This window comes from Soonwooa purpurea (genome assembly GCF_053891095.1).
In genome coordinates, this window is sequence record NZ_JBSSMA010000003.1 from 191,588 (window position 1) to 210,824 (window position 19,237).

The following is a 19,237-nucleotide window of genomic DNA, read 5'->3' on the forward strand; positions in this document are numbered from 1 at the left end:
ATTTATCAAACATGACAAATGTGAGTAAACAACTACCCAATAGCTTGTTATACATTTGTTAATTATAAAAAAACTATTTAAGATTAATAGCAGATAGTATCAAAAGCCATAACCTATTGCTTAATAGAATTTTAGTAAATTTTAATCAAAACTTGGTTTTTTATTAATACAAAGTTTACAATTCTATACAATTAAACTTTCCACAATATTTTAACAATACAAGATTTTTATATCATTCAACTACTTGACTATTAGATATATAGTGTTTAGTTCACATTTGTAATTTCTAAATGTTTACTTCTGTAATATTTTCTCTATTTATAATTGTAAAAGTTTTATTACATTTGTAAAATGGAAATTAATGAGAGAATCTCCGTTATTATGGAGCATTATAATATTAGTCCGTCAGAATTTGCTGAGAAAGTAGATGTCCAGCGGTCGAGTATTTCGCACATCACTTCAGGGCGGAACAAGCCATCTTTGGAGTTTATCACCAAAGTAAAAAATAGCTTCCCAGACATAGAATGGGACTGGCTAATCAATAATAATGGGCCAATGATAAAACCTAAAATAGAAATTATTGAAGAAAAAGTGGAAGTAAAAAAGCTTCCCCTACCCGACCTTTTCTCTATAATAGAAGATGAAAGTTTTGGTCGAAATAATTTGATTCCAGAAAAAGAGCAAAAAACTAATGCCTCAGAAACGAATAAAATGTCCTCTGACAAAGAAGAAAAAAAAATAATCGATTCTCAGCCATTAGAGAATTTTCCAATGGTACACGAAAATTCTTCGAAAAAAGTGAAGCGCGTTATTTTATTTTTTGAAGACGGCACTTTTGAAGCTTTCGAAAATTAAATCGTTTTTATTTTAAAATCTCACTAAGAAATTGCAACGTGTGTTTCCAAGCACGTTTTGCCATTATCGGATTGTAATCTTCAGATTCTGGATTGGTAAAAGTGTGTCCAGAATTGGCATAGGTAATAATCTGCCAATCGGCTTTTCCATCATTCATTTCTTGGATAAGCATATCATAATCCTCTTTTGTTACACTCTTGTCATCCGCTGGATTTTCAACCAAAATCTTTGTTTTAATAAGGTCATTCGGACGCGATTCATCCTTAAAAAGTCCTCCATGAATACTTACAACTCCTTCAACAGGAAAGCCTGCTCTAGCAACTTCTAACGCGCCAGTTCCGCCAAAACAATAACCAATAACTGCTATTTTTTTGGGGTCAGCATTTTGTTTTATCAAAGCATCAAGCGCCAACTGAATCCGATGCTGGTAGGCTTTGTAATCTGTCTTATAGAATGTCGCTATTTTTGCAGCTTCCTCATTGGTTTTAGGAATATTTCCTTCTCCATATATATCAGCAATCAAAGCGATATAACCTTCTTTTTGTAAATCGAGCGCGGCTTGTTTGGCCTCGTTATCAATGCCTTTCCATGCTGGTAAAATCAAAACTGCTGGACGTTTTTGTTGCGTGTTGTCTGTTACCAAGGCATTCAACTTTTGCTTAGCATCTTGATAGTTGACTTTTTTCAAAGTTTGTGCGGACATACTTGTCAACATAAATAAACAGGCTGAGATTAAAACTAATTTTTTCATATTCTGGATTTTTGGTTTTATTAAAATTAAACATTTTTAAATTAAATAAATTCACAAAAAAACAGCTTCAAAAAACTGAAGCTGTTAACTAATTTATCTTGTATTCTTCCCGTCAACTTTGATACGTTCTGGACGATTCGCCAATTCCCAAGCTGTTGTGAAAACCAATTGTGTCCGCTTTTGTAGCAAAGGATAATCAATCTTGTCTGGTGTATCTGTTGGTTTGTGATAATCTTCGTGAATGCCATCAAAATAAAATATAATCGGAATATTATGTTTTGCAAAATTATAATGGTCTGATCTGTAATACAATCTGTCAGGATCGTTAGGATCATCATATTTATAATTCAGAATCAAATTATGACTGTCTTTATTTGCTTGTTCATTAATCGTTTTAAGCTCGGAACTTAACATTGCAGAACCGATAACATAAACATATTGTTTACCACGATTTTCGGGGTCATCACGACCAATCATATCGATATTAAGATTAGCAACCGTATTGGCTAATGGGAATACTGGATTTTTCGCATAATAATCTGATCCCCAAAGTCCATGCTCCTCACCTGTTACATGAAGAAAAAGAATTGAACGCTTTGGACCAAATCCTGCTTTCTTAGCTTTTTGAAAAGCTTCTGCAATTTCCATTACGGCAACTGTTCCGCTTCCGTCATCATCGGCACCGTTATAGACAACGCCATTTTTCATCCCAATATGATCGTAATGTCCAGAAATCACAATCAGCTCCTCTGGTTTTTCACTTCCTTCGATATAAGCCAAAATATTTTCAGATTCTGGAAGTTGACCATTACGCGTTTTCATAAACTCGGAAGGTACTTTTTGATAATAAGAACCTAAAGCTTTAGGAAACGAAATTCCGTAATTTTTATATTGCTGAATCATATATTCTCCGGCTTTTTTTTGTCCTAGAGAACCTGTGTCACGACCTTGCATATCATCCGATGCAATGATGTATAGATCTCTTTTAAGATCTTCCACATTGATACTATTATAAGCATTTTTAAAAGCTTCAGACGTCACCGAATAGTCATTTTTCCCATTAAGAGTAGAACTTGTAGCACAATTTTGTGCAAAAGCTAGCGCAGCTATAAGTCCTACAAATTTTAAATTCTTCATATATAAATCTATTTCTTTATTAATGAGCCTCTAACCAGTTATCACCAACGCCAACTTCCACCGTTAAAGGCACTTTGGTAGAATAAGCCGATTCCATAGCGTCTTTTATAAGTTTAGAAACCTCATCAACTTCTTCCAGAGGTGCTTCAAAAATTAATTCGTCATGCACTTGCAGCAGCATTTTGGTTTTTAAATTTTTCTCTTTTAAAACTTGATCAATTTTTATCATTGCCAATTTGATGATATCCGCCGCACTACCTTGTATGGGAGCATTCACCGCGTTACGTTCCGCATGACCTTTCACTACAAAATTGGTAGAGTTGATGTCATTAAGATGTCGTTTTCTTCCCAACATTGTTACAACGTAACCATTTTTTCTAGCATTTTCAACTTGCTCCGACATATATTCTTTAAGACGTGGATAGGTTTGGAAATAAGCATCAATCATAGCTTTCGCTTCGGTTCTTGACATGCCGGTTTGGTCCGCTAATCCAAAAGCACCTTGTCCATAAATAATCCCAAAGTTGACACTTTTGGCTTGCGAACGTTGCGTTTTTGAAACTTCTTCAATTGGGATTTTAAATAATTTTGCAGCCGTTGCAGCATGGATATCTTCACCATTTTGGAAGGCTTCAATCATATTTTCTTCATTCGAAATTTCAGCAATAAGGCGCAATTCTATCTGCGAATAATCGGCAGAAATTATCTTCTTACCTTCATCCGCTACAAAAGCACCCCGAATCTGTTGTCCGCGTAATGTACGGATAGGAATGTTTTGTAAATTAGGATTAACACTCGCCAAACGGCCTGTGGCAGCCACAGTTTGCGCATAAGTCGTATGCACGCGGTTGTCTATCGGATCTATCTGATTGGGCAATGCATCAACATAAGTGGATTTTAGTTTTTGCAGTTGACGATAATCTAATATTAATGCGATAATTTCGTGTTTTGAAGCCAATTTCTGCAGGACATCTTCGGAGGTTGCATATTGTCCTGTTTTTGTTTTCTTGGCTTTAGGATCGAGCTTTAATTTTTCAAATAAAACTTCGCCTAATTGTTTTGGCGAGTTCATATTAAACTCTTCGCCGGACAATTCAAAAATTTGAGTTTCTAAATTTCTAAGATCATTTTCTAAATCTAGGCTTTCCTTTTTTAGCCAATCGGAATCAAGTTTTACGCCTGCCAATTCCATATTAGCTAAGACTTTCATCAAAGGCATTTCAATATTCAGAAAGACATCTTCAAGATTTTCTTTCTTCAACTGAGGTGCAAAAAGTTGATACAATTGAAACGTTATATCGGCATCTTCTGCAGCATAAGCGGTTTGTTCTGCCAAATTTATTTTTCGCAACGTCAATTGGTTTTTACCTTTTTTCCCGATTAAACTTTCGATAGAAATAGGTGTATAATTGAGATACATTTCCGAAAGATAATCCATGCCATGACGTCCATCTGGATTCAGTAAATAATGTGCAATCATGGTGTCAAACATTGGACCTTTGACGTCAGTATTGTAATTTCTGAGAACTTTATAATCGTATTTGAGGTTGTGAGCAATTTTAAGAACATCTTCGCTTTCAAAAAACGGACGGAAAATTTCAACAATTTCTTGTGCTTTTTCTTGGTCTTCGGGAATCGGAATATAATAAGCTAATCCCGATTTATAGGAGAAACTCATCCCGATAAGTTGTGCTTCTAGCTCATTAAGTGACGTAGTTTCTGTATCGAAACAAACGGCAGGTTGCATCAACAAATTTCTAAGCAAAATCTGCATGGCCTTTGGTTGGTCGATGTATTGATAGAGATGATCGTTTTCTTTAATATTTGATTTTGTCGTCGTCGCCTCGTTTAGTTCTTCAAAATTAGCAAAAAGATCCAGCTGCGTTGCTTGTGGTTTTGCGGCTTTATCAGATTTAGAAACATTGTCATTGGCAATGCTTGTGGCGTTTGTGTCTGTTGCAAAAGCTCGGTATAAATTTTCATAAAGTCGACGAAATTCTAGTTCATCAAAGATTTCTTTTACTTTTTCAAAATCTGGCGTTTCAAGATCATAATCTTTTTCATGAAACTCCACTGGGGCATCGCAAAGAATGGTTGCAAGTTTTTTTGACAACAAACCGCGTTCGGCGCTTGCTTCCACTTTTTCTTTTAGTTTACCTTTCAGTTCATGTGTATTGGCCAATAGATTTTCCATTGAGCCGTATTCTTTAATAAATTTTTTAGCGGTCTTTTCACCAACACCTTCCAATCCTGGAATATTATCCACAGCATCGCCCATCATTCCTAGATAATCGATAATTTGTTTGGGATCATCAACATCATATTTGGCTTTAACTTCTTCAACACCTAGAATTTCGATATCGCCACCTTTTAATCCGGGTTTATATATTTTAACTTTATCGGTTACCAATTGGGCAAAATCTTTATCGGGTGTTACCATAAAAACCTGATAATCTTTCTCTGAAGCTTTACAAGACAAAGTACCAATAACATCGTCCGCTTCGTAGCCTTCTACTCCTAAAATAGGAATATGCATCGCTTTTAAGATGTCATGAATATAAGGTTTTGCGATAATTATAGCTTCCGGCGTTTCGGCTCTATTCGCTTTATAATCGCTATAATCCTCGTGGCGGACATTGGTTCTTCCGACATCAAAAACGACTGCCAAATGTGTAGGACGTTCTCTTTTGATAAGCTCTATCAAAGAATTTGTAAAACCAAAAATCGCCGATGTATCCAATCCTTTTGTTGAAAGTCTAGGATTTCTAATAAATGCGTAATAACCACGAAAAATCATCGCGTATGCATCAATTAGAAAAAGTCTTTTATCTGTTGTCATAGCAACAAAAGTAAGGAAAATTGCTTCAAAAATAAACCTCTGAATAAATCAAAATATAAAGCACTGCACATTTCGTAAACATGTTAATTTTTTTAAAAATAATTATTGTTAAACTTTCTTAAAAAAAATCTATTTATGAAAATATTTGGTTGTATTTTTGCATTGTAATCACGATGAATAAAAAGCTACTTTTTGGTATTGGCGTTGTTGCCGTTTCATTTATTTTAATAAGCTGTTCCACTGCTGGAAAAAGCCAAACTGCTGTTGCACAAATGGCACAAAAAAATAATATTAAAAGAATTCTTTATTTTATACCAGAAGTCATTCCCGATATTGAGGAGATCAAACAACCAACATACGATGTTTTTTTTAATGCTGCGAGCGACAAAATGATGTCTTTGGGGACACGCGATTATTTAAGAATTGACATTCCCGTGGAATATGATAGCGTGAATGTAAGCATGCTCCGCGAATTTTGTAAAAATAATGATGCCGATGTTGCCATTGTGCCGCGTGTTAAATACTTCAAAGTTGGCCTTGGCAAATATGTTTTTTCTAATCAAGTGGAAGTCAGTTTAAAACTTTTTGATGCAGAAGGCAACTTTCTACTAGAAACCAGCTACGATACGTATAAAGCTGGCGGAAGAATGTTGGGTTCTGCAGAAAACTCAGTGAAAATAGGAACCAAAGGCGCGCTTCAAAATATGAATAAAGAACTTCAAAACAATAAAATATTCTTTATTAAATCGACTTAAGAGGTCTTGAAGATTCCGCTTCATTTCTTTATTCATAGAGTTTTTAATACTTTTGCACCTTAAACAAAAAAGCTTTGGAAAACAAGGAACTTATAAAAAACCCTGCTGATATTGCCGAATCTCTAAGTGGACTACCTGCTAAAGATAGGCTTTTAGCATTTTTGAAAGTTCCGAAAACGGATAAAGCCGAGGTTTTTGCACATCTTGATCCTGACTTTCAGGAAGAAACAATCCGCAGTATTGGTAGCAACGAGGTGGCATACATTCTTAATGAAATGACGCCCGATGACCGTACGCAATTGTTTGAGGACTTTCCAGATGAGCTCATCAAATATTCTATCAATCTACTTAATCCGCAAGAACGCCGTGTAGCCTTGAAACTTCTTGGTTACCATTCCGATTCTATTGCAAGATTGATGACGCCTTATTACATCCAAATTCGTAAAGAATGGACGGTGAAACGTTGTTTTCAACAGATAAAAAAAGTCGGTGCCAAAGTGGAAACCATGAATTATCTATTCGTGGTTGATGAAAAAAATAGATTGATAGACGACATTACCATCGGCACTCTTTTATTAGCTGATGAAGAAAATTTGGTTTCGGAATTGTGCGATAATCATTTCGTAGCCATTACAACGACGACTTCCAAAGAAGATGCCGTCCCTTATTTTGAAAAATATGACCGCAGTGCCATGCCAATTGTCACCGAAGCTGGCGTTCTGGTTGGTATTGTAACTATTGACGATATCCTTGACCAGATTGAGCAACAAAACACCGAAGACATTCAGAAATTTGGTGGTTTGGAAGCTTTGGATTTGCCTTATACACAAACACCTTGGACAGAAATGATTAAGAAAAGAGCCAGTTGGCTTATTATTCTTTTCGTTTCGGAAATGTTGACGGCAAGTGCGATGGGTTATTTTGATAAAGAGATTGAAAAAGCTGTTGTGCTGGCCTTATTTGTTCCTTTAATTATTTCGAGTGGCGGAAATTCGGGATCGCAAGCTGCAACTTTAATTATCCGCGCGATGGCTTTGCAAGAGCTTAATCTTCGCGATTGGTGGTATGTTATGAAAAAGGAAATTATCTCAGGACTTTGTCTTGGTTTAATTTTAGGAGCCATTGGTTTTCTCAGAATTATGATGTGGCAAGAGCTAGGACTTTTCGACTATGGTGAATATTGGATGTATGTTGGGCTAAGTGTTTCTGTTAGCTTAATAGCCATCGTACTTTGGGGAACTTTATCAGGCTCTATGATTCCTTTTATTTTAAAGAAATTAAATCTTGACCCTGCAACATCTTCCGCTCCTTTTGTCGCAACACTAGTTGATGTAACGGGATTAATCATTTATTTTACCGTAGCGGGATTATTTTTAACGGGCAGACTTTTATAATCGATAATGTTGATAACAGCAAAATATACATTTTCTGCAAAAGGAAAATTGATACTTGGTTTATTATTAAGTGTTTTTTTCAGTGTTATTGTTATTCTTAATCGGGATTTGGTTATCGATGATGCTTTTATAACATTTCAATACGCCAAAAATTTTGCAGAACATTTTAAACCTTGGTATAATCTAGATCCTTTTTATCAAGGAAATGGACAAACAAGTGTTTTGTGGATGCTGGTTTTATCTGTTTTCAACGTATTTGGAATTGCTTCCGAAGATATTTTTTATATTCTTAATCTCATATTGGGATATGTTCTGATTTATCAATTCATCAATCATTTTTTTAAAACTAAAAACAGCATTATTGAAATTATTTTCAAAACTGTATTCTTAATATTTTTCTGTTTTTGGATGGGGCTTAATGCCACGCATGGTTTAGAATCTCTGGTATCTACTGTGGTTCTTCTAATGTTCCTTAAAAACTGGAAAAATCCAAACAATTATTGGAGTTTGCTCATGCTTTTGGTACGTCCAGAATTTGGTGTTTATTTGGTGTTTTGGGTATTGGATTCAGATTTTAAACAAACCAAAACATTCGTTCGAAAACTCATACTTGCAGCAAGTTCCTTTGCTTTGATAGCTTTTTTTTATTTAAGTTTTTTTGATTATTACATTCCGCTTCCATTTATCTTGAAATCCCAAAGTACAGCTTATGGATTAGTTGGTGTTAAAGTATTTATTGGTTATTTATTGCTTTTTGCGCCTATTATTATTAGCCTTTTCAAAGAGAAACGATATCTTTTTTTAACACCATTATTATTTTTTATATTTTACTATACATTCAGTATCAATAGCTATTCAGGAGGAATTTATGTTCGTTATTTCTTTCCGTTGATGGTTTATTTTTTCTTTATCAATTTTAAAACTAAATTTAACAAATGGATTTTCGCATCTATTTGCATGTTTTCAATACTAAGAATGTTGGATTTAAGCTTTAACTTTTACGAAAATAAAAACAACGTCATTATTGATAATCAAGGTTTTGTAACCAGTTATGGTGAAATGACCAAACGCATCAAACCGACTGATAAAGTTCTTATTATGGATGCGGGACATGTCGCTTATTTCTCGGATGCCATGGTCTACGACGGACTTGGCCTCAACGATGCTACAATGCTTCTAGCACGGAAAAATAAAGACAGTCTAGGTTACCGAAAATACGTCGAAAGTCGCAATATAAACATCGTAAGTGTTGTTTCTAGTGAGCCAGATCGTTTTCTGCCTCGCCATGATTCTACTTTCACCTATGAGAGTCTTCATCTAAAATCGAAAAAATTACTTTACGTTTTTCCATTGGACAACCACTATTTTTTATTTGTTTATCAATATTAAGCTTTAGAATTCTGTAATTTTTAGTATTTTTAAAACTTAGAAACAGCATCACATTATGATTAATAAAACTGTAAAAAACGTAGAACAAGCCTGTCATGATATTGGTGACGGCGTAACAATTATGCTAGGAGGTTTCGGTCTTTGTGGCATTCCGGAAAATTGCATCGCCGAATTGGTTAAAAAGAATGTCAAGAATTTGACGTGTATTTCCAACAATGCTGGTGTTGACGATTTCGGGCTTGGACTATTGCTTCACCAAAAACAAATCAAAAAGATGATTTCGTCCTATGTTGGCGAAAACTCTGAATTTGAGCGTCAATTACTAAGTGGCGAATTGGAAGTTGACCTTATCCCACAAGGGACCTTGGCTACGCGTTGTATGGCCGCTGGATATGGGATGCCAGCCATATACACGCCAGCTGGTGTTGGCACCGAAGTCGCGGAAGGCAAAGAAGTACGTAATTTTAACGGAAAAGATTATTTGTTAGAATATGCTTTCGATGCAGATTTCGCAATCGTAAAAGCTTGGAAAGGCGACACAGCCGGGAACTTGATTTTCCGTTCTACCTCGCGTAATTTTAATCCACTCATGGCAATGGCTGGCAAAACAACGATTGTCGAAGTGGAAGAATTGGTTGAAGCGGGCGCCTTGAATCCTGACGAAATACATACGCCGGGAATCTATGTTCATCGTATTTTCCAAGGAAAAAATTACGAAAAAAGAATCGAGCAAAGAACCGTTCGTAAAGCTTAATATTTCGTTTAATTGAATAATATTATGAATTTAGGTGCATTTTCAATTAGTTTAAGTGTTAAACATCTTGAAACCTCCAAGTCTTTCTACGAAAACTTAGGTTTTGAAGTCTTTGCAGGTTCTTTGGAACAACGCTATCTCATCATGAAAAATGGGGATTGTCTTATCGGACTTTTCGAAGCTATGTTTAATGGAAATCTTTTGACCTTTAATCCGGGTTGGGATCAAAATGCGCAAAATATGGAAAACTGGGACGATGTGCGGACAATTGCTGAAAGTCTTGAGCAAAAAGGCCTGAACGTCAACAAACAAATCCATACAGAATCTGGTCCAGGAAGTCTTAGTATTATCGATCCAGACGGCAATATGATTCTTATCGATCAACATCGTTCGTAATAATTTTTAAAATACAAAAAGCTTAGTTTCCACTAAGCTTTTGTTTTTTTATCAGGATCTTTTTTCTTTCGTCCAGCATTCATTAAACTTTGATGAATCAAAAATTCGATTTGACCATTCACACTTCGGAACTCGTCAGCAGCCCATTTTTCGATGAGTTTATAAGTATCTTCATCCATTCTTAATACAAAACTTTTTTTGCTCATTTTAATAACTTTAAAAGCATCAAAGCTTTCATTCTAAGCTTGATTAATTATACAATGTTCCGGCATTCAAAATAGGTTGTGCTGCTTTTTCGCCACACAAAACCACCATAAGGTTGGACACCATCGCGGCTTTGCGTTCGTCATCCAATTCTACGATATTTTCCGCGGACAACTTTTTCAAAGCCAAATCTACCATGCCAACAGCCCCTTCCACGATTTTGGTTCTTGCTGCGACAATTGCGGTAGCTTGTTGTCTTTGCAACATTGCTCCAGCAATTTCTGATGCGTAAGCTAAGTGCGAAATTCTTGCTTCCTGAACGACAATTCCCGCTGGAGCCAAACGTTCTGTTAATTCTCTTTCCAAAATATGGTTAACATCTTCACCACCGCCACGCAATGTAATTGGCGCATTTTCGTCTTCTAAATTGTCGTAAGGAAAACTTACCGCCAAGTGTCTCACTGCAGCTTCACTTTGCGTTTTAACGTATTCTAAATAGCGTTCTACATCGAAAGCAGCTTTGTATGTATCGCCGACTTTCCAAACGATAACGGCACCTATTTCGATAGGATTTCCCATTTTATCGTTTACTTTAAGCGTTTGACCTTGCAGGTTTTCTGATCTAAGACTCATCCTTTGCGATGAATATAAAGGATTGATAAAGAATAAGCCATTATCTTTTACTGATCCAACATATTTTCCAAAGAAATTAAGAACGCGCGAATGATTGGGCTGAATAATCATTAAACCTTTCATAAAGAAAAATGACAATAAGACCGCCAGAACAGCAATAACAGTCAAAAAAGGATTATAATCGATAGAATAGATAAACAATCCTATTCCTCCAAAAAATAAAACAAGGCTTATTAATAAAGCAATGTAACCAGACATGGGTTTTAAAACTTTTTCCATAGTATTAAAATTTTGATATTAATTTGATATCATAAAGATATAAAAATTTTAATTATAAAACAAAAAAAACGCTACAAGAGCGTTTTAAAACATTACAGCTTTATAAAACTATGTGATGTTACTTTATTCTTTGTTTTAATAATCAAAATATAATTTCCTTTCGGTAGAAAATCTACATTTATCGCAGAATCTCTCAGACTATCACTTTTTAAAATCTTACCTGATGTATCAAATATTTGATAATCAACAATAAAATCAGCATTGCGCACATTAATTATGTTATTAACAAGACTCGGATAAATATTGATCGCCTTATTCTCAAAATCATGTGTTGACATGGTGGCACAATTATCCTGAACAAATGTACCCGATACAACTACAATACTATCATTACAATCTTTTTTTATCAGGTTAAATCCTGTATTAGCCTCAATATTAATTAGTGTAATATTATTGACAAAACCGTCCATAAAATCAAAGGATATCAACTGATTGTTTTTTACAAGAATGGTTTTTAACAATGGGTTATTACTAAATCTTATGTTTGACAAAATATTAGATTCTGCTGAAAACCAATTTAGCTTCGTAAGTCCTGACAAGTTAAGACTGGTCAATTGATTCCCATTGATGTATATACGTTCTAGATTAATGTTTTGCGAAAAATTGAGATTGCTTAGCTGATTGTTAACCAAAAATAGACGTTGCAAATCTTTCAATTCTGACAAATCTATACTAGTCAATTGATTATCATTAATGTATACAATTTTAAGTTTAGAATTTGTTGGAAAGATAACTTCCGACAATTGGTTATTGTTAAGCTCCAAGTTGGTAAGATTGCTTAGTGATGAGATATCTAGCGTACCAACAAGTTTATTTTTTCGGAGATTAAGCGTTGTGAGTTTAGTATTTTGTGATAAGTCAATCTTGTTAAGATTAATCAAATCTCCAAGATTAAGCTCTGTTAAGTTGGTAAAATACTCGATACCTGTTGCATCATAAATATTAGGATAATTGGCGAGGTTTCTGATAGATGTTAGACTTTTTGCTTCATCTTGAGAAATTTGACTGTCCTTGTTGCTATCTACCGCAGGGTAAGCTTTGATAATTGCCGCTTTAAAGTTAGCATCTGGAAAGTTAATGATTTGCGCATTGGCAAGATTTGCGACCATAACAAAACCGCTGAGAATTGTAAAAAATCTCTTCATAAGTATAAAATTAAATTAGTTTAACTCCCGAAACCACAGGGATATACTCATAAAGAGTCTTTATGAAAAAACAAAAATGTTCTTCACCTTTATCCCCGAAAGTATCAACATTAGGCAGGTCTCCTGGCTTACATCATGATGTCTTCCTTCCCAAATTTTTGTTCAGTGGACTCAAAAAATGACATCAAGTTTTTTAGTATACAGTTGCGGGTACAGCTCAGGTCTTTAACCTGATTCCCTTTTCATAAAGTAAAACTTTAACCTAATTGCTGCAAATATACGATAAATAAAGCTTTTTCTGGTAAAACAAAAAAAAGACACATCCGAAAATGTGCCTTTAATATATTTTAAATTATACAGAATTAAGGTTCTACATCTGTTCTTTCATCTTTTTTAATATGAAGACTTTGGTGGAGCTTCTTGTATTTAATATAAGAAATTAATGTTAGAGTCAACATAAATGCCAATCCAAGATATACCCAAAGTGGTATAGGAATCGCATCTCCTTTCGCATACGAGTGAAGTCCTGTCAAATAATAATTAACGCCGAAATAAGTCATCACCATAGAACAAAACGCAAACATGGTCATCACATGGAAAAGATGTCGTCCTCGTAATCCAGGAACCAATCTCATGTGTAAAACAAAAGCATAAACCATAATGGAGATAAACGCCCAAGTTTCTTTCGGGTCCCAGCTCCAATATCGCCCCCAACTTTCGTTAGCCCAAACACCACCTAAGAAGTTACCAACTGTTAAAGCCAACAGTCCTATTGTTAAAGACATTTCGCTGACAATAGCCAATTCTTTTATAGTCGTATCATTGTGTTTTTTGAAAATATTAGGCGTTGCTATGATATAGAAAAATTGTGATATAACAGCAATCAACATAGATAACGAGAAGAATCCATAACTGGATGTAATAATTGCCACGTGAACAATTAACCAGTAAGATTTAAGCACCGGAACCAAAGGTGTAATTTGTGGATCCAGAGCTGCCCCACCGTGGGCAAAACCCATCATAATAACCGCCACTAAGAATCCCGCTGCAGGAATCAAAGCATTTGAGTTTCTGTACAAGGCAAAACCTGCAGTAATACCAACCCAAGAAATAAAAATAATTGCTTCGTAGCCATTACTCCATGGTGCATGACCAGAAATATACCATCTTGCAATAAGACCTAGGAAATGTAAAACATAACCAACGGCACCAAGATAAATTAAAGTTTTAACAACTTTATGCATAATTTTACTTGGTTTAAACAATTCTATAAATGCTAAAATTAACAGCAATCCTCCAAGAATAGTATAGAAAATCAACAACTTAAAGTTGATATCAATTTTGTTCATGAAAACTTCCAACTCAATTTTTGCATCTGGCGGAATAACTTGTTTTCCCCATTTATGTTGATAAGCTTCAACTTTTGCAAGCTCTTGATCTGCTTTTTTCCAATCGTTATTTTGGGTTGCCATAAGAACCGATGACAAATATGGACCTAAAACTTCTTGCGCATTTTTATCTGCCTCAAAATCTGGCGTCATTACAGAATTCCATGTATGATTAGCATCGTTCTGAACAGGAATCGTACGGAAATACTGATAAGACATCAAAGCATTAAGCACCTGGACTTTATCATTAAGCTTGATAACAGCTTCATCAAATTTGCTCTTATCAACTGGTTTTTTGCGGAATGCTGCATTGTATTCGTCTTCTAGTACGAAACGTAAATTTCCGCTCGCATCCGCTGGGAATAATTTCACCAAACTCGTGAAACCTTCTGGCGTTGCTTTGGTAATTTTCGCTAAATCTTTCCCAACCTTTCCACGCGTTTCGATTTTAATAATGTTGACTTGCGCCCAGAACATTGGATCGATAATCGCCGCTAAAAACCATTGATCGGCATTAAGATGTTGGAAACTTCCTTTGCTTGTCAATTTATGCAAAATATCCAATGCCTGGGTATTAACTGGCTGGATACGACCTTCATAAGACTGTACCAACATGTGTCCAAACTTCTCGGCGTGATCGGGATCAATCTTAATATTTTTTACATAATCATCGGCAGACAACATTCCTGCGCCAGCTTTTGGCTGTGGTGTTGGGCTTGTTTCAGAATTAGATTTTGGAGCAACCGCATGTTCTTTACTACCATCATTAACAGAATGTGTTTCGATGTTTTGTGCATTTAATCCTAAACTTAAAAACAAGACAACAAGACTTGCCATTTTTGCTTTTTTCTTGCTGACATCGCGTAACATTTTGTTAAGATTCCAGAATCTGGAACCTTTCCAAAACATGGATACAAACATTCCTAAGAATAAAAATGCATATCCGATGTAGCTAAACAAAGTTCCCCAATAGTCATGGTTAACCGACAATACAGTTCCTCTTCTGTCAGGATCAAAACTTGCCTGGAAAAATCGGTAACCTTTATGATTAAGAACGTGGTTCATATATATTTTGTAAGGCGTTTCTTTGCCTTCGTCAACAATTTTCACATGCGACTCGTAAGCAGACGGCGAAGAACTTCCTGGATAAGTCTCCATAACAAATTTGTCTAATTTTAATGCAAACGGTGTGTTATAAACTTTTGGCCCGAAACCAATCATCACATTCATACCATCCAAGGTAATTTGTTTATAAGCGTTGGGATTTCCTTTTTCTACCGAAAGATCGACTAACATTTTAGATTTTGGTCCTTGTACTTCCACCGTCAGTTGATCTGGAACATCTTTATCTTTCTGTTTGTCCCCTTCGTAGGCTGTAAGATTTCCTTTCATAACGCCTTCTGGAACAACCAAACGCAAATCATTAATGGTATAAAGACTTCTCAATGCCAATGGCTGGAATTTATCTTTATGTGTGGAACCAGTCGCCTGCGTCGCCATCGTCATATATTGCGCATCTACCGGCGTTTTGATGTAAAGTGAGTCATTATTTCTTTGGAATTCAACAGCACCATCTATCGCGGTTCTGTTAAAACTCACCAAAGTTCCGTTGATATTTTGTACGTCACCTTCTGCTAAATAGATGTTTTGACGTCCACCTTGATCATTTGTAGAAACGAGATGCAAATATTCTTTACCTTTCGGGGAAGCTGTGAGGCTGTCTTTTTTTCTTTGTATAAAATGAACAGCTTTTACGGAAACTTCTTTTTCGTGAAAATTAAATTTAGCTTTCAAATCATAATGTAACGGCGACATCAGATAAGGAATATCTGGATAATGCAATTCTTCTCCTTTTTCTTCAATCTTAACTTTTAAGAAAGTTTTATCGGTGATAATTTCGTTACTGGTTTCGCCTTCACGGATGTGCATAATGCCTTCAAAACTAATATAACGTGTAATTGCACCTCCAATAAAAATTAAAATGAACGCAAGGTGAAATACCAGAACAGGCCATTTTTCGCGACGCAAAAGTCGATAACGGGCGATGTTTCCTATAAAATTAAGAATCAGCAAAAACATAATGGCTTCAAACCATTTGGCTTCATAGATCAAAGCCTTTGCTGTTGGAGTTCCGTAATCGTTTTCAACAAACGTGGCAACCGCCATGGCTACTGCATACGCTAACAACAAAACCGCCATGGTACGCGTAGAAATCAGAATATCCTGAATTTTTTTCATAATAATCCTTTATAAAAGATAATTTTCCAAATCCAGAAACTCAAAAAAAAAGCCTAGATTCGGTTAAGTGCAAAAATAGTGATGTTATTTAGAATAAATATATAAAATAAGACATTTATGACAATTCTCATAATTGATATTCGCTATTAAATAATGACATTTAATTCACAAAATAGATTAAACTTCAACAAAATCATCTTTATCAATCACAGAAGGCGAAATTATCTTTTTTTTATGTTATTAAATCTTAAAAAACAAGCTAAAATACAACTTTAACCATAACTATTTTTATTAAATCTAAATAATATTTTTAATGTGGTTTAGACAAAAAATTATCGCATTTACTTTCAAATAATTGGAAATTTTCACTAATAAAGCGCTATATTTAGCTTCAAAATTCATTAAAAAAAGACTAAATTTGCAGGTTATTGACCACATCTATCAATGGAAAAAAGCAAACATACAAACACCGATTCTCAACCAAAAATCCTCTCCAAATCCCGAATTGTAACTGGCATCTTGTTTTTGTGCATCGCCGGAACCATGGCAATTGCCTTTGTCTCCTATCTGATGAACTGGAAAGCAGACCAGTCGCAGGCTGGCACGATGGGAGATCGACTTATTGAATCCTCAAATGTACTCGGCAAAGTCGGCGATTGGCTTGGTAATATTTTTATTTTTGAAAGTATTGGTATAGCCGCATTTATTATTTCATTTTTGATTATGGTTTTAGGCTTTGTCATCCTTAAGAAAAATTATTTCAAACCATGGAAAACCATTTCTCATAGCTTGTTTTTCATTTGTTGGTTACCCATTTTTTTAGGAGCTATTACCAAAGGCGATGGCGTGTGGAGCGGTGTTTATGGTTATCAAATTATGGATTACCTACGCGCTTATGTAGGTTCTGTAGGCCTTTGGGTGATTATCCTCGTAAGCATTTTGCTCTATTTCGTTTTAGAATTTAATTTGAGACCGAGTAGTATCAAAAATAAATTTAATAAAATCAATGAAAACACCATTGGTAAGATTAAAGAAATGATGCCAAAGTCTGAAGAGAATTTTGATGCCGATGAAGAATTGGAAGAAGAAAAAACGACTCAAATCATCGAAGAAGAAAAGGAAACGCCAACTGAGTTACCCAAAATAAAAGTTACTGAGGACATACCAACTATTATTACGCCTAATAAGACAAGCTTTGACAATGTTGAAGAAAATCTTACTTCTAAAATTGAAGTTCCAGAAACGCTATCTTTAAAAATAGACAACGATATTCCTGCACATTCTTCGGCTGAAAATTCTACAAATTCAAAATCTAATGCGATAGAAAACAATGATATCGCTTTTAATATCGAGGTTAAAAAAGAAGAAATCCTAGATCCTGCTGATGAAAAATCAAAAGATTTGGTGAAAGAGTTCGGGCTGTACGATCATCGTTTAGAATTATCAAAATTCCAAATGCCTAGTGTTAACCTTCTTAATGAATATGGAAACGAAGAAATTACCATTAATAAGGACGAATTAGAAGAAAACAAAAATAAAATTGTCGGTCTTCTTAAAAACTTTAATGTTGGTATTGCAGAAATCAAAGCCACGATTGGTCCAACAGTAACACTGTACGAAATCGTCCCAGAAGCAGGGATTCGCGTGGCTCAAATTAAAAAATTACAAGACGATATTGCGCTTAATCTTTCCGCTTTGGGAATCCGTATTATTGCGCCAATGCCAGGGAAAGGTACGATTGGTATAGAAGTTCCAAGAAAAAATCCTACAATGGTGTCGATGCGTTCTGTAATAGGTTCGGCTAAGTTCCAAAATTCGGATATGGACCTTCCGGTGGTTTTTGGTAAGACGATTTCCAACGAAATCTTTATGGCTGACCTTTCCAAAATGCCTCACTTATTGATGGCTGGTGCCACAGGCCAAGGTAAATCTGTTGGTATCAATGCCATCTTAACGTCCCTACTTTACAAAAAACATCCTAGTGAATTGAAATTCGTTATGGTTGACCCGAAGAAAGTAGAACTTTCGCTTTATTCTAAAATAGAAAGACATTATTTGGCCAAACTTCCAGACGCGGAAGATGCGATTATCACAGATAATAATAAGGTAATTAACACGCTTAATTCACTTTGTATTGAAATGGACAATCGTTATGAATTGTTGAAAAACGCCTTCTGTAAAAACTTAAAAGAATACAATAAAAAATTCACAGAACGAAAACTAAATCCAGAAAACGGACATCGCTATTTGCCATATATCGTTTTAGTTGTTGACGAATTTGCAGATTTAATTATGACGGCTGGCAAAGAAGTTGAAGTTCCTATCGCTCGTTTGGCACAGCTTGCAAGAGCTATTGGTATTCACTTAATTGTTGCGACACAACGTCCGTCGGTTAACGTTATCACAGGTATGATAAAAGCCAACTTCCCAGCTCGCGCCGCTTTCCGAGTAATACAAAACACCGACTCCAGAACGATTTTGGACTCACCAGGCGCAGAACAATTGATTGGTAAAGGCGATATGCTTTATTTCAATGGCAACGAAATTACACGTCTGCAATGTGCTTTTGTCGATACGCCAGAAGTTGAAAAAATCGCAGAATTTATTGGAGAACAAAAAGGCTATGCAGATGCTTATCTTCTTCCAGAATACAGTGGTGAAGAGACTTCTTCAAATGTTGGAAGTTTTGATCCTAATGAAAAAGATCAACTTTTTGAAGACGCTGCGAGAATTATCGTATCCACGCAACAAGGTTCAACATCCATGTTACAGCGTCAGTTAAAATTGGGTTACAACAGAGCTGGAAGAATTATGGATCAGCTGGAAGCTTCGGGTGTTGTTGGCGGTTTTAATGGCGCTAAAGCTCGAGAAGTTTTAATATCGGACCTCAACAGTTTAGAACAATTTTTAGATAATTTAAGAAAATAAAAAACGCGGCAATCCGATTTTGGATTGCCGCGTTTCTTTAATACATTTAATCAAACTTTTACATTGAATAATTAAGTTTAAATTAAATACTA

Annotated in this window: 14 protein-coding genes and 1 riboswitch; of the genes, 7 read left to right on the plus strand and 7 right to left on the minus strand. The window is 35.2% G+C overall.

The genetic code is table 11. The features are described 5' to 3' along the window. The first annotated feature begins 351 nt into the window (after positions 1–351). Complete coding sequence (locus tag ACVFVN_RS04380) at positions 352–855, plus strand: helix-turn-helix transcriptional regulator (protein ID WP_456234346.1); 504 nt, start codon at positions 352–354, stop codon at positions 853–855. A gap of 7 nt (positions 856–862) precedes the next feature. On the opposite strand, the gene ACVFVN_RS04385 is transcribed toward ACVFVN_RS04380, so the two are convergent. From ACVFVN_RS04385 to polA, 3 genes are all read right to left on the minus strand, one after another. Continuing rightward, positions 863–1,606, minus strand: a complete 744-nt coding sequence (locus tag ACVFVN_RS04385; RefSeq protein ID WP_456234347.1) for a dienelactone hydrolase family protein — start codon at positions 1,604–1,606, stop codon at positions 863–865. A 93-nt stretch (positions 1,607–1,699) separates the two neighbouring features. Next, positions 1,700–2,743: a M28 family metallopeptidase gene (locus ACVFVN_RS04390; protein WP_456234348.1), complete on the minus strand. Its 1,044-nt coding sequence runs from the start codon at positions 2,741–2,743 to the stop codon at positions 1,700–1,702. Positions 2,744–2,762: 19 nt separating this feature from the next. Next, the gene (gene polA / locus ACVFVN_RS04395; protein WP_456234349.1) at positions 2,763–5,582 is read right to left on the minus strand and encodes a DNA polymerase I; all 2,820 of its coding nucleotides are present in this window, start codon (positions 5,580–5,582) and stop codon (positions 2,763–2,765) included. Positions 5,583–5,755: 173 nt separating this feature from the next. On the opposite strand from polA, the gene ACVFVN_RS04400 reads away from it, so the two are divergent. From ACVFVN_RS04400 to ACVFVN_RS04420, 5 genes are all read left to right on the plus strand, one after another. Continuing rightward, on the plus strand, positions 5,756–6,337 hold the full coding sequence (locus tag ACVFVN_RS04400; protein WP_165131935.1) for a pyruvate decarboxylase: 582 nt from the start codon (positions 5,756–5,758) through the stop codon (positions 6,335–6,337). 74 nt (positions 6,338–6,411) lie between these two features. Continuing rightward, entirely contained in the window at positions 6,412–7,731 is a 1,320-nt protein-coding gene (mgtE, locus tag ACVFVN_RS04405) for a magnesium transporter (protein ID WP_456234350.1), read from the plus strand. A gap of 6 nt (positions 7,732–7,737) precedes the next feature. Continuing rightward, on the plus strand, positions 7,738–9,120 hold the full coding sequence (locus tag ACVFVN_RS04410; protein ID WP_456234351.1) for a hypothetical protein: 1,383 nt from the start codon (positions 7,738–7,740) through the stop codon (positions 9,118–9,120). Between the two features lie 55 nt (positions 9,121–9,175). Further along, a complete protein-coding gene (locus tag ACVFVN_RS04415) occupies positions 9,176–9,874 on the plus strand; it encodes a CoA transferase subunit A (RefSeq protein ID WP_456234352.1) in 699 nt (232 codons plus the stop codon). Positions 9,875–9,898: 24 nt separating this feature from the next. After that, positions 9,899–10,270, plus strand: coding sequence for a VOC family protein (locus tag ACVFVN_RS04420; protein ID WP_456234353.1), 372 nt, complete (start codon positions 9,899–9,901; stop codon positions 10,268–10,270). A 32-nt stretch (positions 10,271–10,302) separates the two neighbouring features. Here ACVFVN_RS04420 and ACVFVN_RS04425 read toward each other — a convergent pair whose 3' ends face one another. The 4 genes from ACVFVN_RS04425 to ccsA form a co-directional block, all read right to left on the minus strand. Next, complete coding sequence (locus tag ACVFVN_RS04425; RefSeq protein WP_165131949.1) at positions 10,303–10,476, minus strand: Arc family DNA-binding protein; 174 nt, start codon at positions 10,474–10,476, stop codon at positions 10,303–10,305. A gap of 43 nt (positions 10,477–10,519) precedes the next feature. Beyond that, positions 10,520–11,386 (minus strand): SPFH domain-containing protein, encoded by an 867-nt coding sequence (locus ACVFVN_RS04430; RefSeq protein ID WP_456234354.1) that lies wholly within the window; start codon positions 11,384–11,386, stop codon positions 10,520–10,522. Between the two features lie 92 nt (positions 11,387–11,478). Continuing rightward, positions 11,479–12,591, minus strand: a complete 1,113-nt coding sequence (locus ACVFVN_RS04435; RefSeq protein WP_456234355.1) for a T9SS type A sorting domain-containing protein — start codon at positions 12,589–12,591, stop codon at positions 11,479–11,481. Positions 12,592–12,687: 96 nt separating this feature from the next. After that, a riboswitch (cobalamin riboswitch) is annotated at positions 12,688–12,872 on the minus strand. A gap of 81 nt (positions 12,873–12,953) precedes the next feature. Then, positions 12,954–16,217: a cytochrome c biogenesis protein CcsA gene (gene ccsA, locus ACVFVN_RS04440; RefSeq protein ID WP_456234356.1), complete on the minus strand. Its 3,264-nt coding sequence runs from the start codon at positions 16,215–16,217 to the stop codon at positions 12,954–12,956. Positions 16,218–16,661: 444 nt separating this feature from the next. Between ccsA and ACVFVN_RS04445 the strand changes: the two genes are divergently transcribed. Then, positions 16,662–19,145: a DNA translocase FtsK 4TM domain-containing protein gene (locus tag ACVFVN_RS04445; protein WP_456234357.1), complete on the plus strand. Its 2,484-nt coding sequence runs from the start codon at positions 16,662–16,664 to the stop codon at positions 19,143–19,145. Positions 19,146–19,237: the final 92 nt, after the last annotated feature.